At 54.8% G+C, this 22,066-nt stretch carries 23 protein-coding genes; 16 read left to right on the top strand and 7 right to left on the bottom strand.

The window, feature by feature from the left end; translation table 11 throughout:
- Positions 1 to 91: 91 nt before the first annotated feature.
- The 5 genes from rfaD to ACUY4Q_RS00640 all read left to right on the top strand — a co-directional run bounded on the left by rfaD (position 92) and on the right by ACUY4Q_RS00640 (position 5,388).
- Entirely contained in the window at positions 92 to 1,036 is a 945-nt protein-coding gene (rfaD, locus tag ACUY4Q_RS00660) for an ADP-glyceromanno-heptose 6-epimerase (protein ID WP_458045238.1), read from the top strand.
- Positions 1,037 to 1,152: 116 nt separating this feature from the next.
- Positions 1,153 to 2,199, top strand: a complete 1,047-nt coding sequence (gene rfaF, locus ACUY4Q_RS00655) for an ADP-heptose--LPS heptosyltransferase RfaF (RefSeq protein WP_458045237.1) — start codon at positions 1,153 to 1,155, stop codon at positions 2,197 to 2,199.
- Positions 2,200 to 2,202: 3 nt separating this feature from the next.
- The gene (gene rfaC / locus ACUY4Q_RS00650) at positions 2,203 to 3,186 is read left to right on the top strand and encodes a lipopolysaccharide heptosyltransferase RfaC (protein ID WP_458045236.1); all 984 of its coding nucleotides are present in this window, start codon (positions 2,203 to 2,205) and stop codon (positions 3,184 to 3,186) included.
- Complete coding sequence (gene rfaQ, locus ACUY4Q_RS00645) at positions 3,179 to 4,282, top strand: putative lipopolysaccharide heptosyltransferase III (RefSeq protein WP_458045235.1); 1,104 nt, start codon at positions 3,179 to 3,181, stop codon at positions 4,280 to 4,282. The genes rfaC and rfaQ overlap by 8 nt, the downstream gene beginning before the upstream one ends.
- Positions 4,279 to 5,388: a glycosyltransferase family 4 protein gene (locus tag ACUY4Q_RS00640; RefSeq protein WP_458045234.1), complete on the top strand. Its 1,110-nt coding sequence runs from the start codon at positions 4,279 to 4,281 to the stop codon at positions 5,386 to 5,388. The genes rfaQ and ACUY4Q_RS00640 overlap by 4 nt, the downstream gene beginning before the upstream one ends.
- On the opposite strand, the gene ACUY4Q_RS00635 is transcribed toward ACUY4Q_RS00640, so the two are convergent.
- Positions 5,367 to 6,470 (bottom strand): glycosyltransferase family 4 protein, encoded by a 1,104-nt coding sequence (locus tag ACUY4Q_RS00635; protein WP_458045233.1) that lies wholly within the window; start codon positions 6,468 to 6,470, stop codon positions 5,367 to 5,369. The genes ACUY4Q_RS00640 and ACUY4Q_RS00635 overlap by 22 nt on opposite strands.
- Positions 6,471 to 6,747: 277 nt before the next feature.
- On the opposite strand from ACUY4Q_RS00635, the gene ACUY4Q_RS00630 reads away from it, so the two are divergent.
- The 7 genes from ACUY4Q_RS00630 (at position 6,748) to coaD (ending at position 14,517) form a co-directional block, all read left to right on the top strand.
- Entirely contained in the window at positions 6,748 to 8,079 is a 1,332-nt protein-coding gene (locus ACUY4Q_RS00630) for an O-antigen ligase family protein (protein ID WP_458045232.1), read from the top strand.
- 140 nt (positions 8,080 to 8,219) lie between these two features.
- Complete coding sequence (locus tag ACUY4Q_RS00625) at positions 8,220 to 9,203, top strand: glycosyltransferase (protein ID WP_458045231.1); 984 nt, start codon at positions 8,220 to 8,222, stop codon at positions 9,201 to 9,203.
- Positions 9,204 to 9,212: 9 nt separating this feature from the next.
- On the top strand, positions 9,213 to 10,184 hold the full coding sequence (locus tag ACUY4Q_RS00620; protein ID WP_458045230.1) for a glycosyltransferase family protein: 972 nt from the start codon (positions 9,213 to 9,215) through the stop codon (positions 10,182 to 10,184).
- 18 nt (positions 10,185 to 10,202) lie between these two features.
- Entirely contained in the window at positions 10,203 to 11,837 is a 1,635-nt protein-coding gene (locus ACUY4Q_RS00615) for a sulfatase-like hydrolase/transferase (RefSeq protein WP_458045229.1), read from the top strand.
- Positions 11,838 to 11,989: 152 nt separating this feature from the next.
- The gene (gene waaA / locus ACUY4Q_RS00610; RefSeq protein ID WP_458045228.1) at positions 11,990 to 13,264 is read left to right on the top strand and encodes a lipid IV(A) 3-deoxy-D-manno-octulosonic acid transferase; all 1,275 of its coding nucleotides are present in this window, start codon (positions 11,990 to 11,992) and stop codon (positions 13,262 to 13,264) included.
- Positions 13,264 to 14,034, top strand: a complete 771-nt coding sequence (locus ACUY4Q_RS00605) for a glycosyltransferase family 2 protein (protein WP_458045227.1) — start codon at positions 13,264 to 13,266, stop codon at positions 14,032 to 14,034. Before waaA ends, ACUY4Q_RS00605 begins: the two co-directional genes overlap by 1 nt.
- A gap of 3 nt (positions 14,035 to 14,037) precedes the next feature.
- A complete protein-coding gene (coaD, locus tag ACUY4Q_RS00600; protein WP_458045226.1) occupies positions 14,038 to 14,517 on the top strand; it encodes a pantetheine-phosphate adenylyltransferase in 480 nt (159 codons plus the stop codon).
- A 47-nt stretch (positions 14,518 to 14,564) separates the two neighbouring features.
- Here the strand turns inward: coaD and mutM are convergent, their stop codons facing one another.
- From mutM to radC, 4 genes are all read right to left on the bottom strand, one after another.
- Entirely contained in the window at positions 14,565 to 15,374 is an 810-nt protein-coding gene (mutM, locus tag ACUY4Q_RS00595; RefSeq protein ID WP_458045225.1) for a bifunctional DNA-formamidopyrimidine glycosylase/DNA-(apurinic or apyrimidinic site) lyase, read from the bottom strand.
- A 69-nt stretch (positions 15,375 to 15,443) separates the two neighbouring features.
- Entirely contained in the window at positions 15,444 to 15,611 is a 168-nt protein-coding gene (rpmG, locus tag ACUY4Q_RS00590; protein WP_003024094.1) for a 50S ribosomal protein L33, read from the bottom strand.
- A 20-nt stretch (positions 15,612 to 15,631) separates the two neighbouring features.
- On the bottom strand, positions 15,632 to 15,868 hold the full coding sequence (rpmB, locus tag ACUY4Q_RS00585) for a 50S ribosomal protein L28 (RefSeq protein ID WP_032198225.1): 237 nt from the start codon (positions 15,866 to 15,868) through the stop codon (positions 15,632 to 15,634).
- Between the two features lie 215 nt (positions 15,869 to 16,083).
- The gene (gene radC, locus ACUY4Q_RS00580; RefSeq protein ID WP_458045224.1) at positions 16,084 to 16,740 is read right to left on the bottom strand and encodes a RadC family protein; all 657 of its coding nucleotides are present in this window, start codon (positions 16,738 to 16,740) and stop codon (positions 16,084 to 16,086) included.
- Between the two features lie 170 nt (positions 16,741 to 16,910).
- On the opposite strand from radC, the gene coaBC reads away from it, so the two are divergent.
- The 4 genes from coaBC (at position 16,911) to ACUY4Q_RS00560 (ending at position 20,479) form a co-directional block, all read left to right on the top strand.
- Positions 16,911 to 18,134: a bifunctional phosphopantothenoylcysteine decarboxylase/phosphopantothenate--cysteine ligase CoaBC gene (gene coaBC, locus ACUY4Q_RS00575; protein WP_458047443.1), complete on the top strand. Its 1,224-nt coding sequence runs from the start codon at positions 16,911 to 16,913 to the stop codon at positions 18,132 to 18,134.
- The gene (dut, locus tag ACUY4Q_RS00570) at positions 18,112 to 18,570 is read left to right on the top strand and encodes a dUTP diphosphatase (RefSeq protein ID WP_458045223.1); all 459 of its coding nucleotides are present in this window, start codon (positions 18,112 to 18,114) and stop codon (positions 18,568 to 18,570) included. The genes coaBC and dut overlap by 23 nt, the downstream gene beginning before the upstream one ends.
- Positions 18,571 to 18,687: 117 nt before the next feature.
- On the top strand, positions 18,688 to 19,284 hold the full coding sequence (gene slmA, locus ACUY4Q_RS00565) for a nucleoid occlusion factor SlmA (protein WP_458045222.1): 597 nt from the start codon (positions 18,688 to 18,690) through the stop codon (positions 19,282 to 19,284).
- Positions 19,285 to 19,462: 178 nt separating this feature from the next.
- Complete coding sequence (locus tag ACUY4Q_RS00560; protein ID WP_458045221.1) at positions 19,463 to 20,479, top strand: SMP-30/gluconolactonase/LRE family protein; 1,017 nt, start codon at positions 19,463 to 19,465, stop codon at positions 20,477 to 20,479.
- Positions 20,480 to 20,524: 45 nt separating this feature from the next.
- On the opposite strand, the gene pyrE is transcribed toward ACUY4Q_RS00560, so the two are convergent.
- Both pyrE and rph read right to left on the bottom strand, forming a co-directional pair.
- Complete coding sequence (gene pyrE, locus ACUY4Q_RS00555) at positions 20,525 to 21,166, bottom strand: orotate phosphoribosyltransferase (protein ID WP_458045220.1); 642 nt, start codon at positions 21,164 to 21,166, stop codon at positions 20,525 to 20,527.
- A gap of 60 nt (positions 21,167 to 21,226) precedes the next feature.
- On the bottom strand, positions 21,227 to 21,943 hold the full coding sequence (gene rph, locus ACUY4Q_RS00550; RefSeq protein ID WP_458045219.1) for a ribonuclease PH: 717 nt from the start codon (positions 21,941 to 21,943) through the stop codon (positions 21,227 to 21,229).
- Between the last annotated feature and the right edge of the window lie 123 nt (positions 21,944 to 22,066).

The raw sequence follows: 22,066 nt of genomic DNA, 5'->3' as shown, positions 1-22,066 counted from the left end.
GAATGGCTGTAGGGTGTGCAATGAAATGGTATGATGAGAGATATTAGTGTCTGAGATAGTCTCAGCGCTCCACAATTCAAAGGTTACAGTTATGATTATCGTTACCGGCGGCGCAGGCTTTATCGGCAGCAATATCGTTAAAGCCCTGAATGATAAAGGCATCACCGACATTCTGGTGGTGGACAACCTGAAAGATGGCACCAAATTTGTGAATCTGGTGGACCTGAATATCGCTGACTACATGGATAAAGAAGATTTCCTTATCCAGATTATGGCGGGTGAAGATTTCGGCGATATCGATGCGGTGTTCCATGAAGGTGCCTGCTCTTCCACCACCGAGTGGGATGGCAAGTACATGATGGATAACAACTATCAATACTCAAAAGAGCTGCTGCACTACTGCCTGGAACGTGAAATCCCGTTCCTGTACGCCTCTTCCGCTGCCACCTATGGCGGTCGCACCAGCAACTTTATTGAGTCTCGTGAATACGAACAGCCGCTGAACGTATATGGCTACTCTAAGTTCCTGTTTGATGAATATGTTCGTCAGGTGCTGCCAGAGGCAAATTCCCCGGTTGTCGGCTTCCGTTACTTCAACGTCTATGGCCCGCGTGAAGGCCATAAAGGCAGCATGGCGAGCGTGGCATTCCACCTCAATACCCAGCTGAATAATGGCGAAAGTCCGAAATTGTTCGAAGGCAGCGACAACTTCAAACGTGATTTCGTCTATGTCGGCGACGTAGCGGCAGTGAACCTGTGGTTCTGGGAAAACGGCGTGTCCGGTATTTTCAACCTCGGCACCGGCCGTGCGGAATCTTTCCAGGCAGTGGCAGACGCTGCGCTGGCATTCCACCAGAAAGGCAGCCTCGAATACATCCCGTTCCCGGACAAACTGAAAGGTCGCTACCAGGCCTTCACTCAGGCTGATTTAACCAACCTGCGCGCAGCGGGCTACGATAAGCCGTTCAAAACCGTTGCCGAAGGCGTGACCGAATACATGGCCTGGCTGAACCGCGATAACGGCACCCATTCATAAAATCATTTAAGCGGTATCAAGGCGGCAACTGAGTGAGTCCCCAGGAGCATAGAATAACTATGTGACTGGGGTGAACAAAGGCAGCCAACGCAGAGACAGCTTGAAGGATGAAATGAATGAAAATATTGGTGGTTGGCCCGTCATGGGTGGGCGACATGATGATGTCGCAAAGTCTCTATCGCACGCTCAAGGCGCGCTTTCCCCAGGCTTCAATCGATGTGATGGCACCGGCGTGGTGCCGTCCTCTGTTGTCGCGGATGCCGGAAGTGAATGAAGCTATCCCGATGCCGCTAGGCCACGGCGCGCTGGAAATCGGCGAACGCCGCAAGCTGGGTCATCGTCTTCGCCAAAAGCGTTATGACCGATCGTACGTGCTGCCGAACTCGTTTAAATCGGCGCTGGTGCCGTTCTTCGCCAGGGTGCCACATCGCACCGGCTGGCGCGGCGAAATGCGCTACGGTTTGCTCAATGATATTCGCACGCTGGATAAGCAGGCCTGGCCGCTGATGGTCGAGCGCTATGTGGCGCTGGCCTATGACAAAGGCGTGATGAACAGCGCGAAAGATTTGCCACAGCCGCTGCTTTGGCCGCAGTTGCAGGTGAGCGATGGTGAAAAACTGCAAACCTGTGCCGCATTCGATCTCTCATCAGAACGTCAGATTATTGGCTTTTGCCCTGGCGCTGAATTCGGCCCGGCCAAGCGCTGGCCGCACTACCATTATGCGGAACTGGCGAAACAACTTATCGACGAAGGATTCCAGGTAGTGCTGTTTGGCTCAGCGAAAGATCACGAGGCGGGCAATCAAATCCTCGCCTCCCTGAGCGTTGAGCAGCAGGCGTGGTGCCGCAATCTGGCGGGCGAAACCCAGCTTGAGCAGGCGGTCATTCTGATTGCGTCCTGCAAAGCCGTGGTCAGCAATGACTCTGGCCTGATGCACGTCGCCGCGGCGCTTAACCGCCCGCTGGTGGCGCTCTATGGCCCGAGCAGCCCGGACTTTACCCCACCGCTGTCGCATAAGGCGCGGGTGATTCGCCTGATTACCGGCTACCACAAGGTGCGTAAAGGCGAAGCTGCCGAAGGTTACCATCAGAGCCTGATCGACATTACGCCGGAGCGGGTACTGAACGAGCTGAATAACCTGCTGCTGAAAGAAGAAGGGTAACGCATGCGGGTGCTGATCGTTAAAACGTCCTCCATGGGCGATGTGTTGCATACGCTCCCTGCTCTGACTGACGCTGCCCGCGCCATACCGGGTATTCGTTTTGACTGGGTGGTGGAAGAGGGCTTTGCCCAGATCCCCTCCTGGCATGAAAACGTTGACCGGGTCATCCCGGTGGCTATCCGCCGCTGGCGCAAAGCCTGGTTCTCCGACCCCGTAAAGGCGGAGCGGCGGGCATTTCGTCATGCCGTGCAGGCAGAGCAGTACGATGCCATCATTGACGCCCAGGGGCTGGTCAAGAGCGCGGCCCTGGTAACCCGACTGGCGCACGGCATCAAACACGGCATGGACTGGCAGAGCGCGCGCGAACCGCTGGCAAGTCTGTTCTATAACCGCCGTCATCACATCGCAAAACAACAGCACGCCGTGGAACGCACCCGCGAACTGTTTGCCAAAAGCCTTGGGTATGCGAAGCCGGAAACCCAGGGTGATTATGCTATCGCACGCCATTTCCCTAACAGTCGCAGCCATTCAACGCCTTACGCGGTGTTTTTGCATGCCACCACCCGCGACGACAAGCACTGGCCGGAAAGCCACTGGCGTGACCTGATTGGCCTGCTGGCAAACAGCGGCCTGCAGATCAAACTGCCGTGGGGGGCCCCCCATGAAGAAGCCAGAGCGAAACGGCTGGCGGAGGGCTATGATTTTGTTGAGGTGCTGCCGCGCATGAGCTTAGAGCGCGTGGCGCAGGTGCTTGCCGGTGCCCGCTGCGTGGTCTCTGTTGACACCGGGCTCAGTCATCTGACCGCGGCACTCGATCGCCCTAACATTACGCTTTACGGCCCAACGGACCCTGGGCTGATTGGCGGCTACGGAAAAAATCAATATATCTGCCGCCCGGAACATTCATCGCAGCTGAGCGACCTTCACGCAGCTGCGGTTTTTGCGCAATTACAGCCTTTGCTGAAAGCAGAGAGTGACTATGTCTGATTTTTTTACGCCGGAACGTCCGCCGAAGCGTGTGCTAATCGTTAAGCTGCGCCATCACGGAGATGTCCTGCTCACTTCGCCGGTGTTTACCGTGCTGAAAAAAAACTGGCCTGATGTCGAAGTCGACGCGCTGGTCTATGACGATACCCAGGCGATGCTCACCAGCCATCCGTACATCGATCAGGTGCACACCATTGGCCGCAACTGGCGCAAAAAAGGCTGGTTTGAACAGCTTCGCCTCTACCGGGCACTGCTGAAAAAACTCAAAGCACGGGAATACGACGTGCTGATCAACCTGACCGAGCACTGGCACGGCGCCCGCCTGGCGCGTCGTCTCAAACCACGGGTGTCGGTGGGCTTCAAGCCGGATAAACGCGGTGGACTGGCCCGTCGCCGCTGGGTGAAATCCTTTACCACGCTCTACCCGGCGATTCAGGATAACAGCCGTCATATGGTGGAAGTTAACCTCGACGCCCTGCGTCGAATTGGTATTCACCCGCAGTCTGCCGAAGATAAAAACACGCTCTTCGTGCCAGGTGAAGCCGCCGAGGCAATGATTGCTGAGAAGCTGGCCGGTTTTGGCCTCGCCAGCAAGTCGTACATTCTGGTGCACCCCACTTCGCGCTGGATGTTCAAAGCCTGGCAGATCGACCAGCTCGCCGCGACCATTGATAACCTTGCGGCCCGTGGCCTGCCGATCATCCTTTCCGCCGCGCCATCAAAAGATGAGACGGAATACATGGATGCGCTACGCGCGGCGCTGACGCAGCCGGTGTTCGATTTAAGCGGTCAACTGAATCTGAAAGAGCTGGGCGCACTGATGAAGCACGCACGGGTCTACTTTGGCGTCGACTCCATGCCGATGCACCTCGCCAGCGCCGTGGGCACGCCTACCGTGGCAATTTTTGGCCCTACCGGGGCCATCAAATGGGCACCCTGGGGAGTGAACTACCGCGTGATTACCGCCGGCTTCACCTGTCAGCCCTGCGGTAAAGCAGGCTGCGGTGACAGCGGTGTTTCTGACTGTATCACCGCCATCACGCCGCAGCAGGTGCTGAGTGCGATTGACACACTGCTGCTGGAATACCCTGCATGAAGCTGGCGATTGTCCGACAAACCTACAACCCAAACGGCGGCGCGGAGCGGTTTGTCTCCCGCGCTCTGAACGTGCTGGCGCAGGATACTTCGCTCGACGTCACGCTGATTGCCCGCCAGTGGGAAGATGCCGCTGGCTGGCAGACATTAACGGTGAATCCCCCCTTTCGTAACCGCCTGAGCCGTGAGGCCGGTTTTGCCGCCGCAGCCGCCGCGCAATTCGGCCAGTTTGATATTGTGCAAAGCCACGAGCGCATTCCGGGGGCGACCATTTTTCGTGCCGGTGATGGTGTACACGCCACCTGGCTTGAGCAGTATGGCCGTATCCAGTCACCGCTGGCGCGCTGGGCGCAGGCGTTCAGCAAGTACCATCGCTATATTCTGCAAGCGGAAGCGCAGATGTTCACCCATCCGGCACTGCGCAATGTTATCTGTAACTCGAAGATGGTGCGGGATGATATTGCGCGCCGTTTTGCCCTGCCGGATGACAAACTCACCGTTATCTATAACGGTGTGGACACTACGCACTTCCACCCGACAGTGAAAAACCGCTCACAGCGTGAGGCGTTAGGTATTCCGCATGATGCGCCCGTACTGGCTTACGTCGGGTCGGGTTTTAGTCGCAAAGGGGTGGCAACGGCGCTGAAGGCCATTGCGCCCCATCCTGCTGTCTGGCTGTTGATTGCCGGGCGTGATAAACATGCGCGCAAGTTCGAAAAGCAGGCACAGACCCTGGGTGTGGCGTCCCGCGTGCGTTTTCTGGGGCCGGTTGCCGATGTCCGCGAGGTGTACGGTTCTGCGGATGCGCTGATCCTGCCCACGCTCTACGATCCCTTCCCAAACGTCTGCGTCGAAGCGCTGGCCTGTGGCTTGCCGCTCCTCACCAGCCACGGCTGCGGGGCGGCAGAGTGGATTGAAGAAGGGGTCAACGGCTGGGTGCGCGATGCGCTTGACGATAAGGGGTACCAGCAGGCCATTAGCGCCTGGCTGGACGGCAGGAAACAGGGCGTCGATTATTCGACAGCCGCCCGGGCGACTGCCGAACCCTATACTCTCGACCGCATGGCCGGGGAGTTACAGGCGCTTTATCGTGGTCTGCTGCGCTGAGCGGCGTCGGTAAAGACGTTCTCCATCGCCTCAAGCATGCATTCACGCGTAAAGTGAGCGCACAGGTAGTCATAACCCTGCTGCGCCAGCGTTTGGCGTAAGGCTGCGTCGTTATAGAGTGTGAGGATGGCATCACGCAGCGCCTTCTCATCACGCTGACCGATCAACAGCCCGGTTTTACCGTTAATGACCGCGTCCCCTGTTCCCCCTGCGTCCGTCGCGATGGTGGCAATACGCGAGGCCAGCGACTGCAATACTCCCTGCGGCAGGCCCTCCATGTCATGGGACGGGCTCAGCGCAATATCGAAGGCCGGGAAAAAGCGCTCCGGGTCGCTGCGATGGCCCGTCATGATGACCCGCTCCTGTAAACCCAGTTCGATGATCTGCTGCTCAAGGGTGGCTTTGTAGGTCCCTTCGCCGACGATAACCAACTTCACCTCGGGGTGCTCAATGGTCGCCAGTGCACGCAATAGCACGCTGTGGCCTTTGTTGGGCCGCAGGTGCGAGACCACGCCGAGGAGAAAATCATCCTGCGCCAGACCGCAATATGTTCTGGCAGCCTGTTTATCTGCAGGATGAAAACGCCCGGTATCCACACCGCTTGGCACCGACGTGCTTTGCGCCATGGGTACGCCGATATCCGCCATCTGCTGACGTAACGCCTCACCCGTGGTCACGATGTGGGCGCAGGCTTTGCGGAACAACCAACGGGTCGTCCAGTTATTGCGCGGCACACCGGAGGCATGGCGGGTACGGACCAGCGGAATTGGTTTGCTGAGCGTCAGGTTGGCCAGCGCCACCAGCCAGGTGTCCGCAGAATTGTGACTATTTATGACATCTATAGCCTCGCGATGCTCACGTAGCCAGCGGCGTAAGGCCTGCAAATTTTTAAGATTTTTACGCTTCAGCGGCATCGTGACGACAGTAAGCCCGGCCTCGCGTGCCAGGCCATGCAGCGGTGCCGTCTCCGGGCACAGTATGGTTACCTGATGGCCCCGCTGAATCAGCCCGACGGATTCATTGATAATGCGTAACGGCTGTCCGCCCTTACCGCCATCGGCTTCTGTGTGAACGATATGCATACATTTCCTGTTATGAGCTAACGGCCTGATTGTCATAGTATATACTTGCAGTGCGAACGTAAGTACCCATCGGCCAGTGGGTTGCAGATTAATCTTGCTTACAATGATTAGCCTTCTGTCCCTTACGCTTCTATGTTAATTTCCACTGTCTTTTAATTCCCACTAAAAAAGTGGAATTTATGTAAGCTTTGCGCATTCGCTGGTGAAGATACCCATTCCCTTAAACTGTCCAAAAAATATGATAAGTATTCGTAGTTTTCTGACGAGCCTTTTAGTCATGGGCGTACTGGCTTTATGCTTTGCCTGGCCCATCCCAAATGAACAGCTTCCGTTCCACCGTAATGGCTTCATTTACCCTATCATTGCGGTTTCATTGGGGCTTTTTTTTACGTCCCCACTGGCCAAAAGTAAACTGGACTTAAATAAAATTAAGTTTGTCCTTATTACGATTTGGGTATTAACGTTCTTCCTGTTAATAAATGGCTTTTTTGTCGCGCCAGATATTAAAGAGATGGTTTCCACCTGGGATGGCCAATGGCTACGGCCAGTATTGCTGTTTTGCGCAGGTCTTGTGCTTATTCCTGCTATCCAGGCGCACTATCCGCACTTCTCTGCGGCGAAGTTTTTCACGCTGGTCATCCTCTTCTTCTGGGGGGTCATTTGCGTCCATCTGCTGGACACGCTCTGGCTCTACTGGCGCGATGGGGTGATTCATTGGGGTGAGACGCGCATTGTCTTTAACCGCACCCGCATGAGCTTCCAGATTAATATGATCACCGGGTTTATTCTGGCGGAGCTATTAGCACGCGGCCTGTTGCATCAGCGCTTCTTACGCCTGAATACCCCTGTCCTCGCATTGATTCTGCTCAGTAACCTGGTCTGTACCGCGCTGGTCGATACCCGCTGGGGAACCATTGGTCTGGTGGGCAGCCTGTTCTCAACCTTTATTTTGTTGAGCCTGCACAGCATGCGCCGGAGCCGCGTTCTCGTGACCGGCGGTATTCTGGCAGGCATCGTCATTGCTTCCGTGCTGCTGGGCTATGCCTCCTGGAAGACCGACCCACGCTGGCAGGGGCTGGAAAGTGACGCCATCGCGGGCTGGAATGCGCCTTTCACCAGCTTCTGCTACAACAAAACGGATGGCACTGAGCCTGTCAATGACATGGGTAACCCCATGAACCACTCCAACGGCTGCCGGGCCAGTTTCTTCCATCAGGGATGGAAACTGGTGGGTGAGCATCCGGCGGGCATCGGCCCACGCAAAGAGGCGTTCCAGTACGTTTTACAGCGCGATACGCAGGACAAGCGCATCAATATTCCGCATAGCCACTACGGCCTGATTGAATTTGGCATTCAGAATGGAATCGCGGGGATTGCTGGCTGGCTGATTCTGTTAGTCGGATGCTGGCATATTGGCTGGCGTGAATTCCGCCGCGGCAACACCATGTCAGGCATGTTCTTGCTACTGTTTACCGTCGGATTTTTCTCCCGAACCATGGTCGATCACAACTTAAAAGACCATTATCTGGAGCAATATATGATGCTGACGGGACTGCTCATCGGAATGTGTTCATTACGTTCACCGAAGTGTCATAATACCCCTGCCTGATTTTTGCTGCGCCAGTGCGATTGCCCTGGCGCATTTTACCCTTTCAGAACCCTTTACGCGTTGCGCTGTCGAATAACCACCGCAGAGTAAAGAAAGAGTTGAGCGATCGCTGCATCGCTCCGCTTCAATACGGAGAAAGCATGTCTGGAACGCCGCAATTAAGCCTCGTGATCGCCGTCTATAATGGCGAAAATTTTTTGAGCGCTTTTTTTGACAGTATTAAACGTCAGAACCTGAGTGGTCTGGAGTTGGTCGTTGTTAACGATGGTTCAACGGATAACTCAGCACAAATCATCGCGCGCTATGCCAGTGAATTTGAGCACTACCAGGTTATCGATCAGGCCAACGGCGGCGTGTCTGCGGCGCGTAATACCGGCCTGGCCGTTGCCCGTGGCGAGTATGTTGCCTTTCCCGATATTGATGATGTTATCTACCCCGGCATGTACCCCCGGCTGTTGGATATTGCCCTGGCGGGACAACTGGATGTCGCCACCTGTAACGGCACCTATATTTATGACGATGGGCGGCCGTCGAAGAAAATTTTCCCGTCAGATAAGCTGGCATCAACCGGCATCCTGGATGGCCCGACCTGGCTGCAAATGGCCCTCACCTCACGCAAATTCCTGCACGTCACCTGGCTGAATATCTACCGCCATGAATTTATTAAGGCGCAGGGTTTCACCTTCGAGCATGGCCTGCGCCATCAGGATATTCCGTGGACGACGGAAGTGCTGCTGACCGCTAAACGCGTGCAGTACATTGATGAGGTGTTCTACGATTACCTGATTCACTCCGCCTCCGTGTCACATACGCCTGGTACAGACGACACGCGGATGCGCTCTGCCCGGCATTATATGAAGATTCTGGAAATGCTGGATGCCATTAACAAACGCTACCCGGAACAGGTCAAACGCGTTCCCGCCTGCCACTGGCAAATCGCCAAAGAGGGCCTGGGCATCCTGCATAGCATCAATAACATTGAAGATTCAGCCAAAAAGCGCGAAATTACGCGCGAACTTTTTGCGCGCGGCATCTGGTCAATGATCTGGAATAATGCGCGGGGTTTACGTCAGCGCTGGCGTCTGGGACGTCGTTACTTCCGTCTTAAAAAATATGTTAAATAAAGTGGATATATGAGCAGGATGAAATTACACGTCGTTTCCCGATCCGATTTTATTGAAGCACATTTTGCCGACTTCAAAGAATTGATTGATCAGGCCATTAATCCCAACGATATTCCGCATCGTTTTTATTGTGGTGGTCGTGGAGTCTGGACCTTTCAGACCATGCTCAGTCTGAATTATTACTACAACGGACAGATTGAATGTTCCTGGGGAACAGAATGTCGTCCTGATGCCATTAACCTTATGCACAACGACCATTATGGTTCAAGGGTTAAACCCTGGGTTGGTGTCACTGTTGTCGCACGTGCCGATCGTCCGCCGGTCATTGGCGCTGATTATGTTGTCGAGCAAAACCCTGAAGTGGCTGCAATTCCAGGGCGTATATTTATTCCAAACTGGCCGCAGCCGGGCGTCAAACCGCGCGAACGCACTGATGAAACCATCCAGACCGTTGCCTTTTTTGGCCGCGTGGACAGCTTCCCGGAACAGTTCCGCAGCGAAGCCTTTAAACAGCGCCTGGCAGAGCAGGGGATTACGCTGCGCATCTCCTTCGATAACTGGACGAACTATCAGGACGTGGACGTTTGCATCAGTTTCCGCAAATCCCACGACCATAAACTGGCCCGTAAGCCCGCCAGCAAGTTGATCAACAACTGGCTGGGGAAAACGGTGATGATTTGCGACGATGAACCGTCCTATCGCGCCATTCGCGAAAGCGAACTGGATTACCTGATTGCGAAGACGCCTGATGAAGCGTTCGATGCCATCATGAAGCTGAAAAATAACCCGGAGCTGTATCGCCAGATGCGCGAGCAGGGTGAAAAACGGCTGCAGGTTTACTCCCGTGAGGCAGTGGCTGCCCGCTGGTATCGTCTTTTTGAGGATATCCAGGAGAAAGGATTACACACTCGCTCAACGTTTGCTCGCGCCCTGCGCTTCAGCTTCGGTAAAGCTATTCGTCCACTGACCAAGAAATTTTAAGTCATATCGAGTTCTGTTATGTCCACACTATCCGTACAGTCTGCCCGCGCGTCAGGAAGTAAACTGGCGCGCACTGCAGTATTAGCGCTTGTTTTCTTAGTGCTTTTTTCATTCTCAGAAATTCTGATTTTACTCAAAGATCGCGTCTATATGCCTAAAGCAGACGACATCGCACTCTATGTGCTGATCTCCCTGCTCGCGGCCGTTAGCGCCCGTCATTTTCTGACGCGTTTATTATTAGCCGTCACCTTTATCACGCAGATTTCAGAGGCCATCTACTACCAGTTCTATGGTCAGTTCTACGGGCCAAGCGAGGTGTGGCTGGCTTTCGTCGAGACCAAAGACATCGCCAGCGGGATTACCGATAGCCTCGGTTCGCTGGGCATCTACTTTGCGGTTATGGTAGTGGCGGTGGTGTTTGCTCTCGTCATTTCTCGCCGCATGGCGCCGGCGTGGGGAAAATGGCAGACCCTGCCGTGCCTGCTGATTATTCTGGTGATGTTCGGCGGTCAGTTCTATAAAGCCATCGACGGGCAGATGTATAAATTCAACCCGGACCTGCGTCACTCGCTGTTGCGTAACGGCCTTGCTGCCATGAGCTTCAGCAGCGTTCGCCTCATCCCGGAAGCGCTCTCGGGAGAAAACCAGACGCTGGCCCATTACGATCCCTACCAGGTCTCGCCGGCCGCAGGCGTGGTGACGGGCAAATACTCCATCATCCTTGCCATTGGTGAGAGCGTAAACCCGCACCACGTCAGCGCACTGGGGTACGACCGTGATACCACCCCGGAACTGAAAGCGCTGCTGGACAAATATCAGGGGACCGGTCGACTGATTGTCTCCAATGCGGTCTCCACGCGCGTGGCCATTCCGATGCTGGTAAACAATTTACGCGAGCCGGATAACTATGACGCCTACAAATCGAAGGCGACCAATATCTTCGCGAATGCCAAAAAACAGGGCTACCAGACGGCCTTCATTTCCGCCCAGGGGCTGGAAGGGCTGAGCAACTGGATTGGTATTCATGACATCGATTTATGGGAAGATACGCAGATCAGACCCGCGCCGGAAATCGGTGCTGACGTTGTTCTCACGCCCTCCGTTGAGCAGGCGAAGCTGAACTGGGACAAGCCGTTCCTGATGGTGCTGAACAGCCGTGCGCCGCATATTCCTTATGACCGCAACATCCCGCAAGGCTTTGCGAAGTTCTCGACGCCAAAGCTGAGTGATGACGTCGCCCAGAAGAAAAACGAATATGACGATGCTCTTCGTCTCTACGATAAAGAGCTGGCTTCCGCTATCCGTACCGCGTTGGCGAAATCTAAACTGCCCGTGCTGGTCTTTATCACCTCAGACCATGGTGAGCGCGTCGGTGACGGCGGATTATTCGGACATTCGGTGGTCGAAATGCCGATAGCCCAGGTGCCCTTCCTGTACTTCAGTAATGACCCGGCTTATGCCATGGGGAAAATCAGCCCGCAGCTGCCGCTGAACCATTTCCAGTTAGCAACGCTTATCAACAAGATGCTGGGCTATGATGTTAAAAACCCAAATCAGAAAGATGACAGCTACTTCATTACGGGTGGCGATATCCGGGGTTTGTCTGAACGTATAACCTATCACCTGAACGCTCTGCCCCCAGCCGAGCGCTAATAAAAGCAGCGAAACGGGCACAACGGTGCCCGTTTTTCTCTGAAATGAACAGATCCTGACTAAACACCTCCGGGAATAACGCCAAACATATAGCTTTAAGCGGGCTAAATGCTTAGAATTTGCCCGCCGAAACTTAAAAGACGGATTATCGCTTGGAATTGTTGTATACCTTCCTCCTTTACTTAATTCAGCCTCTGGTGTGGTTGCGCTTACTGCTGCGTAGCCGTAAAGCCCCGGCCTATCGTAAACGCTGGGCCGAACGCTATGGCTATTGTCAAAATAAAGTGAAGCCGGACGGGATCTTGCTGCACTCCGTCTCTGTAGGAGAGACCCTGGCTGCGGTGCCGCTGGTGCGCGCTTTGCGCCATCGCTACCCCACCTTACCGATCACCGTCACCACCATGACCCCCACGGGCTCAGAGCGTGCGCTCTCGGCCTTTGGCAAAGACGTGCATCACGTCTATTTACCTTATGATCTGCCCTGCGCCATGCGTCGTTTCCTCAACACCGTCCGCCCGAAGCTGGTGATTGTGATGGAAACTGAGCTGTGGCCGAATATGATTTCGGCTCTGCATGCCCGTAAAATTCCATTGGTCATTGCTAACGCCCGCTTGTCTGAACGTTCTGCGAAAGGCTATGGCAAGCTCGGCAAGTTTATGCGTCGCCTGCTCAGCAAAATTACCCTGATGGCGGCACAAACTCAGGAAGATGGTGACCGTTTCCTGCAGCTCGGCCTGAAGCGCAATCAGCTGGCGATTACGGGTAGCCTGAAGTTTGATATTTCCGTGACGCCTGAACTGGCGGCCCGGGCCATTACCCTGCGCCGCCAGTGGGCGCCTCGGCGTAAAGTGTGGATTGCCACCAGCACCCACGACGGTGAAGAGGCCATTATTTTGCAGGCTCACCGCAAGCTGCTGGAATCCTTCCCGGATTTACTGTTGATCCTGGCGCCACGGCATCCAGAGCGCTTCCCGGACGCCTGCGAGATGGCCCGTAAAGGCGGCTTTAGCTTTATTACCCGCAGCTCGGGCGAAATCCCCTCTGGCAGTACGCAGGTGGTGATTGGCGATACCATGGGCGAACTGATGATGCTGTACGGCATTGCTGACATCGCCTTTGTCGGTGGCAGCCTTGTGGAGCGCGGCGGACATAACCCGCTCGAAGCGGCAGCCCACGCTCTTCCGGTGCTGATGGGGCCACACACCTTTAACTTCAAAGACATTTGTGCGCGCCTGCAGGCTGCGGATGGCTTGATCACCGTGACGGATGCAGATTCCCTCGCCAAAGAGATTGCCACCCTACTGACCGATGAAGACTACCGTTTATGGTGCGGTCGCCATGCTGTGGAAGTGCTGCATCAGAATCAGGGCGCGCTATCGCGCCTGCTGCAACTCCTGCAACCGTATCTACCGCAACGGAGTCATTAATGTCGCCACGCCTGTCGGTGGTCATGATCGCCAAAAACGCGGCGGATCTGCTGCCGGATTGCCTTGCCTCGGTCGCCTGGGCAGACGAAATCGTGTTGCTCGACTCGGGCAGTGAAGACGATACCGTTGACGTGGCGCGTGCCGCAGGTGTGAAGGTCTTTACCCACACCGACTGGCAGGGCTATGGTGTCCAGCGGCAACGCGCCCAGAGCCACGCCACCGGCGAGTATGTGCTGATGATTGATACCGACGAGCGTGTGACGCCTGAACTGGCCAATGCGCTGCGTGCCACACTCGCTTCCCCGCACCCCGACGCCGTCTACAGCATCGCCCGCCGTAACTATTTCCTTGGGCGCTTTATGCGCCACAGTGGCTGGTACCCGGACCGGGTGATGCGCTTGTACCCACGTGAGCGTTATCAGTACAACGATAATCTGGTGCACGAATCCCTGGAAACCCAGGGCGCTAAAGTCATTGAACTCAGTGGCGATCTGTTACATCTGACCTGCCGCGACTTTGCCAGTTTCCAGCGTAAACAGTTGAATTACGCCACCGCCTGGGCCAAAGAGCGGCATCAGAAAGGCAAGAAAACCTCGCTCACCGGTATTTTCACCCACACGCTGGGGGCCTTTTTCAAAACGCTGGTGCTGCGCGGCGGCGTACTGGACGGTAAACAGGGTTGGCTGTTGGCGGTGGTCAACGCGCAGTATACTTTCAATAAATACACCGAGCTGTGGGCGCTGAACCACGGCTTTTCTGCGAAAGGGTAACGGATGAGCACAAAAGCGATTTATCCCGGTACGTTTGACCCGATTACCAACGGACATATTGATATTGTCGCCCGTGCCGCCACCATGTTTGACGAGGTGGTGCTGGCGATTGCCGCCAGCCCCAGCAAGAAGCCGATGTTTACGCTCGATGAACGCGTCGCCCTGGCGCGAGAAGCAACCCAACATATTCCCAACGTGACGGTGACCGGTTTTAGCGACCTGATGGCCAACTTCGCCCGCGCCCAGCAGGCCAATATTTTGATTCGTGGTTTGCGAGCGGTGGCGGATTTTGAGTATGAAATGCAACTGGCGCACATGAATCGCCATTTGATGCCGGATCTGGAAAGCGTCTTTTTGATGCCGTCGAAGGAGTGGTCGTTTATCTCCTCCACGCTGGTCAAAGAGGTGGCCCGCCACGCAGGCGATGTGACCCACTTCCTGCCGGAGAATGTGCATCAGGCGCTGATGGAAAAGCTGAAGTAGCGCCAGTATGCCGGATAGCGGCTTCGCTCGTCCGGCAAACTAATTCATTACTTCTGGCACTGCCTGCAATAGAACGTCGCCCGCTGCGCATGTTTCGCTGCCACAATCGGCGTGCCACACACCCGACATGGTTCCCCTTTACGCCCGTAAACCTGCAGCTCCTGCGCAAAGTAGCCAGGCTTCCCGTCACTTTGCAGGAAGTCCTTCAGCGTAGTGCCGCCCTGCTCTATCGAGCGCAGTAACACCGCTTTAATGACCCGTACCAGCAGTTCGTATTCCGCTCGGGAGAGAGAGGAGGCCAGCCTGTCAGGGTGAATGCCCGCAGCAAAGAGCGATTCACTGGCGTAAATATTACCCACGCCCACCACCAGCTTGTTATCCATCAACCACGGCTTAATGGCGGTCTTTTTCTTCGCGCATTTTTGTTGCAGGTAGTCTGCATTAAACGCATCGCTAAGCGGCTCAGGGCCGAGATGAGCCAGAACGTTATGGCCCTCCAGCTCTTTCGTCCACAGCCATGCGCCAAAGCGACGGGGGTCGGTGTAGCGCAGGACTTTACCGTTGCTCATCACCAGGTCGACATGGTCATGCTTTTCGGCGGGCAGTTCTTCCGGGAGAATACGCAGGCTACCAGACATCCCAAGGTGAATAATTATCCAGCCATCAGGCAGCTCAAGCAGCAGGTACTTCGCTCGGCGCTGCACACTGAGCACGGGCTTGTCGCTCAGGCTATGAATCTCACTGGAGACAGGCCAGCGCAGGCGACCGTTGCGAACAATGGCATGAAGGATGTTGGCACCCACCAGATGCGGCTCAATGCCACGGCGGCTGGTTTCTACCTCAGGTAATTCTGGCATGTTGCATTCTCCGGGTCTGAAAACGCAAAAACCCCGCCGAAGCGAGGTTTTCGTACAAGAAAGCCAAAATTATTTAATTTTTGCTTCTTTGTAAAGAACGTGCTGACGGACAACTGGATCGAACTTTTTCAGTTCCAGTTTTTCCGGCTTAGTACGTTTGTTCTTCGTGGTGGTATAGAAGTGACCAGTACCAGCAGAAGAAACCAGCTTGATTTTCTCACGAATACCTTTAGCCATGATTTATTTCCTCTAAGTACTTAGTACTTTTCGCCACGGGCACGCAGTTCGGTCAGAACTGTATCGATGCCTTTCTTATCGATTACACGCATACCTTTAGCAGATACACGCAGGGTGACAAAACGCTTCTCGCTCTCAACCCAGAAACGGTGAGAGTGCAGGTTAGGCAGGAAACGGCGTTTAGTCGCGTTCAGTGCGTGGGAACGGTTGTTACCGGTCACCGGACGCTTGCCAGTAACTTGGCAGACTCGGGACATGTCTATTCTCCAAAAATCAAATTAGCTCGAGCTTCGTATGGGGTATTGGCGCCTCGTCAGGCTTTCACAGCCTGGTCTGACGGTTCTAAGCGAACTCGTGTAGCCAGGCCCAATTGCCAAACCCGAGATTCTCAAAGGTGGCGTAGTATACGCTGACTCAGCGATGTGCTCAAGTCCCGAACAGACAAAGATCCCGATGGATCGCGCAAAGAAGTCTAAATCCACCCACGTTCCGCGAACGAAACGTACTCTCCACGACCTATCACCAGATGATCGAGCACACGTATTTCCATGAGCTGACAGCACTTCACCACCTTTTCGGTGATGATTCTATCCGCTTTGCTGGGTTCAGCGCTACCCGAAGGATGATTATGTGCAAGGATCACGGCAGCAGCGTTAATTTTCATCGCTTCTCGCACAATTTCTCGTGGATGCACCTCAACCTGGTCGATTGTCCCGGTAAAAAGGCGGCTGTATTTCAACACCCGGTTATGGTTATCGAGAAAGATCGCCATAAAGATCTCACGATTCTCGCCTGCCAGCTGGCTTTGTAAGAATTCCAGCGTCATTTCGGGACTGAGCAGCGCCGTCTCTTCAAGCATCTTTACGCTGTAAAAACGCCGGGCCAGCTCTGCAATACCTTTTAACTGGGCATATTTCGCCACGCCAATGCCGCTTACATGCCGAAAAGCGCGATAATCCGCCGTCAGCAGGGTGTAAAGCGAACCAAAGTGAGCCAGTAGCTCCGTTGCCAGCGCCATGACGGGTATACCGGGCATGCCGGTGCGTAAAAAGAGCGCCAACAGTTCAACGTCGCTTAATGACTCAACCCCCGAGTGCATCATTTTTTCTCTGGGCAGCTCGCTTTCCATCTCGACTCCTCCCTTTTTCCTCATGCTGCCATAAGCGAAACACCGACTCGACAACCAATGAACACCCTTGCGTAGCGCCTCGCAAAACGCACGACGGGCAAAAACACGACAACACCAGGATTGTGATAAAATGCCCGCCTTCTGGTGAAATCCAACAGGAAAGAATCATGGTGAGTCTGGCGGGTAAAAAAATCGTTCTCGGCATCAGCGGCGGTATTGCCGCTTATAAAGCGCCGGAGCTGGTGCGTCGTCTACGCGATCGCGGTGCCGATGTACGCGTGGCGATGACCGAGGCGGCGAAAGCCTTTATCACACCGCTGAGCCTGCAAGCCGTCTCCGGTTACCCGGTTTCCGACAGCCTGCTCGACCCCGCTGCCGAAGCGGCGATGGGGCATATTGAGCTGGGGAAATGGGCTGACCTTGTGATTCTCGCCCCTGCCACCGCAGACCTGATTGCCCGCGTTGCTGCCGGTATGGCCAACGATCTGGTGTCGACGATTTGTCTGGCAACGCCTTCACCGGTTGCGGTGGTGCCCGCCATGAATCAACAGATGTATCGTGCCGCTGCCACACAACATAATCTTGAGGTCCTTGCTTCGCGCGGTCTGCTGCTCTGGGGGCCAGACAGCGGCAGCCAGGCGTGCGGGGACATTGGCCCCGGCCGGATGCTCGACCCGTTGACCATCGTGGATATGGCCGCCGCACATTTTTCACCCGTCAGCTTGCCTGTCAACGATCTGCAACATCTCAACATCATGATTACCGCGGGTCCAACCCGTGAGCCTTTAGACCCGGTGCGCTACATCACCAATCAAAGCTCCGGCAAAATGGGGTTCGCGATTGCTGCCGCTGCTGCAAGTCGCGGGGCCAATGTCACGCTCGTATCAGGGCCTGTTTCTCTGCCGACGCCTGCCTTTGTGGAACGCATTGATGTCACCACCGCGCTGGAGATGGAGGCCGCCGTCCAGGGGCGTGCTCAGCAGCAGAACATTTTTATTGGCTGCGCCGCCGTCGCGGATTACCGTGCCGCGGCAGTAGCCGAAGAGAAAATTAAAAAGCAAGGCGATGAATTAACAATAAAAATGGTCAAAAACCCGGATATCGTGGCCGGGGTTGCCGCACTGACCGAGCATCGCCCCTATGTCGTTGGGTTTGCCGCCGAAACAAATAATGTGGAAGAATACGCCCGGCAAAAACGTGCCCGCAAAAACCTTGACCTGATCTGCGCCAACGACGTTTCGCAAGAAAATCAAGGCTTTAATAGCGACAATAACGCTTTGCATCTTTTCTGGCAGGATGGCGATAAACATTTACCGCTAAAGAGCAAGGAAGAGTTAGGCCACTTATTACTGGACGAGATCGTTACCCGTTATGATGAAAAAAATCGACGTTAAGATTCTGGACCCGCGTGTCGGCCAGCAATTCCCGCTGCCGACCTATGCCACCGCTGGCTCTGCTGGCCTTGACCTGCGCGCCTGTCTTGATGACGCCGTAGAACTGGCGCCGGGCGAAACCACCCTGCTGCCGACGGGTCTCGCGATTCACATTGCTGACCCTTCGCTTGCAGCGGTCATTCTGCCGCGTTCGGGCCTGGGCCATAAACATGGCATCGTGCTGGGTAACCTGGTGGGGCTGATTGACTCCGACTATCAAGGACAGCTGATGGTCTCTGTCTGGAACCGTGGTCAGGTGAGCTTTACCATCGAGCCGGGTGAACGCATCGCACAAATGGTATTTGTGCCTGTTGTGCAGGCAGAATTCAATCTGGTAGAAGAGTTTGATGCCACAGATCGTGGTGAAGGTGGCTTTGGCCACTCCGGGCGTAAATAAGCAGCCCATTTAACGCATCCCGCGACGCAATAACGTCATAACATTTCCGCACTCTGGGGTGCGGCCGTCGCGTGGATGTTCGCCTGATAAGCGCTTATTTCAGGGGTATTTTGCAACATGGCAGAAAAACAAACCGCGAAAAGGAATCGTCGCGAAGAAATACTTCAGTCTCTGGCACTGATGCTTGAATCCAGCGATGGCAGTCAACGCATCACTACGGCAAAACTGGCGGCGTCTGTGGGCGTCTCCGAGGCCGCTCTGTACCGGCATTTCCCCAGCAAGACACGCATGTTCGATAGCCTCATTGAGTTTATCGAAGACAGCCTGATGACCCGTATTAACCTGATCATGAAAGATGAAAAGGATACAACGGCGCGTCTGCGGTTGATTGTGCAGCTCATTCTGGGATTTGGAGAACGTAACCCAGGCCTGACCCGTATTTTAACGGGCCACGCGCTGATGTTCGAACAGGATCGCTTGCAAGGGCGTATCAACCAGCTTTTTGAACGCATCGAATCGCAGATTCGTCAGGTGCTGCGTGAAAAAAAGATGCGCGAAGGCGAAGGTTACAGCACTGACGAAGCGCTGCTGGCCAGCCAGCTATTGTCATTCTGTGAGGGGATGCTCTCCCGCTTTGTCCGCAGCGAGTTCAAATACAGCCCTACCGATGAGTTTGAAGCCCGCTGGCCGCTGCTGGAAGCCCAACTGCAATAATCTCCCTGTGCGGCCTGAAAAGGCTGCACAGCGCACATGCCCTTGGGTAAAAGCCCAACATATTTCGTTACGTTGCCAGATGTTCTGTTCATGGACATCTCTTAACCTGCCTGTGGCATAACCTTTCTGCCTTTTACAAATAAACAGAAAAAATCCCTACAGACATGGAGACGTTGTCATGGCAACTTCGAGACGAGATTTATTAAAGCTGAGTGGCATCGCCACCGCATCGTTACTGCTGAGCCAAAAAAGCTTTGCGGCCTGGGCCCCCGCCGGGCGTTACCCCGATCCGCGCATCATTGCCGTCGATGACACTTTCAAACCCTATATGCTCTCTAGTGCGAAAGTCGAACAAATTGCCACCGGATACCGCTGGGCCGAAGGGCCGGTCTGGTTTGGCGATACGCGAATGCTGTTGTGGAGCGATATTCCTAATGACACCATCATGCGCTGGGATGAAGTCACCGGGCAAGCCAGCGTTTTCCGTCATCCGGCCAACTATAGCAACGGTCATGCGCGCGACAGGCAAGGGCGTTTAATCAGCTGTGAACATGATACCCGCCGCATCACGCGTACCGAATACGACGGTTCCATCACCGTTCTTGCCGACAGTTATGATGGCAAACCGTTAAACTCCCCGAACGATATCGTTGTGAAGTCTGACGGTACTATCTGGTTTACCGATCCGCCGTTTGGTATTTCAGGTTTTTATGAAGGGCATAAAGCCACGCCGGAGCTGCCGCAAAACGTCTACCGACTGGATCCTGAAACGCGCAAGCTGACCGTGGTTTTAGGCGATGTGAAAGGGCCTAACGGTCTCTGCTTTTCGCCGGATGAAAAAATCCTTTATGTCGTGGAAAGCCGGGCAACGCCGAACCGCTTAATTCTGGCATGGGATGTAGTCGATAACACATTGAAAAACAAACGCGTACATATCGACTGCGGCAACGGTACGGCAGACGGTATTGCCTGCGACATGGACGGGAATCTGTGGTGCGGCTGGGGAACGGGCAGCGAAGAACTCGATGGCGTGCGTGTGTTCAACACGCAAGGCAAGCACATCGGCACCATTCAGTTACCTGAGCGATGTGCAAACCTCTGTTTTGGCGGCGAAAAAGGCAACCGCCTGTTTATGGCTTCCAGCACTTCCATCTATTCACTGTACGTGAATACGCTGGGAGCGAAACTGGTTTAAAACCGTTTAATGCCCACCAGGCAAACGCCTGGTGGGCATTAAGCATCAGACGCCGTACTCTTCCCGATAGGCCTGTACCGACGCCAGGTGGTTGGCCATTTCCGGCTTCTCTTCGAGATACGCAATTAAGTCTTTCAGTGTAATGATGGAAATGACGTTGCAGCCGTAGTCGCGCTCCACTTCCTGAATCGCAGAAATTTCCGCCCGGCCACGTTCCTGACGGTCAAGCGAAATCAGCACGCCTGCAAGCGTTGCGCCGTTGGCCTGAATAATCTCCATGGATTCACGAATTGCGGTACCGGCAGTGATGACATCGTCCACCAGCATCACGCGGCCCTGCAGCGCGCTGCCAACCAGATTGCCCCCTTCACCGTGCGTTTTGGCTTCTTTGCGGTTGAAGCAGTAAGGCACGTCGCGTTCGTGATGTTCAGCCAGCGCCACCGCCGTGGTGGTCGCGATCGGAATGCCTTTGTAGGCCGGACCAAACAGCAGGTCGAAATCAATCCCGGAATCCACCAGCGCTTCGGCGTAAAAACGGCCTAACAGAGCCAAATCGCGCCCGGTATTAAACAGGCCGGCATTGAAGAAATAGGGGCTTTTACGCCCGGATTTCAGCGTAAATTCGCCAAACTTAAGGACCTGCTTGTTAAGCGCAAACTCAATAAACTGGCGCTGATAGGGTTTCATGGATTCGCTCCTTACTTATCGACAGACAAAAAAAAGGCGACTTCTCAGTCGCCTTAAAAACTAGTTTTCCAACGCCGCCTTCTGCGTTGAAATAATGGATTCGATCCCCCCTCGGGCCAGCGCCAGCAAGGTCAGGAGTTCTTCGTGAGTAAAAGGCTCGCCCTCAGCGGTGCCCTGAACCTCAATGATACGACCGTCTTCGGTCATCACCACGTTCATGTCTGTTTCTGCGGCAGAGTCTTCAACATACTCCAGGTCGCACAATGCTTCACCCTTGACGATACCCACGGAAACCGCCGCGACCATCCCTTTCATCGGGTTCGCTTTCAACTTGCCCGCACTCACCAGCGCGTTCAGTGCATCCGCCAGCGCCACACAGGCTCCGGTGATAGATGCCGTACGCGTACCGCCATCGGCCTGAATCACGTCGCAGTCCAGCGTGATGGTATATTCGCCCAGCGCGTTTAAATCCACAGCGGCGCGCAGTGCACGGGCAATAAGACGCTGGATTTCCATGGTGCGCCCACCCTGTTTGCCTTTGGCGGCTTCACGGGCGTTACGGGTATGGGTAGAACGCGGCAGCATGCCATATTCAGCGGTGATCCAGCCCTTTCCCTGACCTTTCAGGAAACGCGGCACACCCTCTTCAAGGGTGGCGGTGCACAGAACTTTGGTGTCACCAAATTCAACCAGCACGGAGCCTTCAGCGTGTTTTGTATAGTTACGGGTCAGGGTGACGGGACGCACCTCAGTAGTGCTACGACCTGATGGACGCATGATGATTTCTCCGGCTGTTACCAATGTGGCTGCGCATTATACTGGCTTACCCAGGTTATTCCTATCCTGACAAGCCCATGAAAGCTATAATCCTCGCATCTCTCCTTAAAAAACGGGAACGTC

This window comes from Phytobacter cepae, from assembly GCF_054165735.1.
The sequence above is the reverse complement of the archived record's forward strand: the minus strand, read 5'-3'. Positions and strand labels throughout refer to the sequence as shown.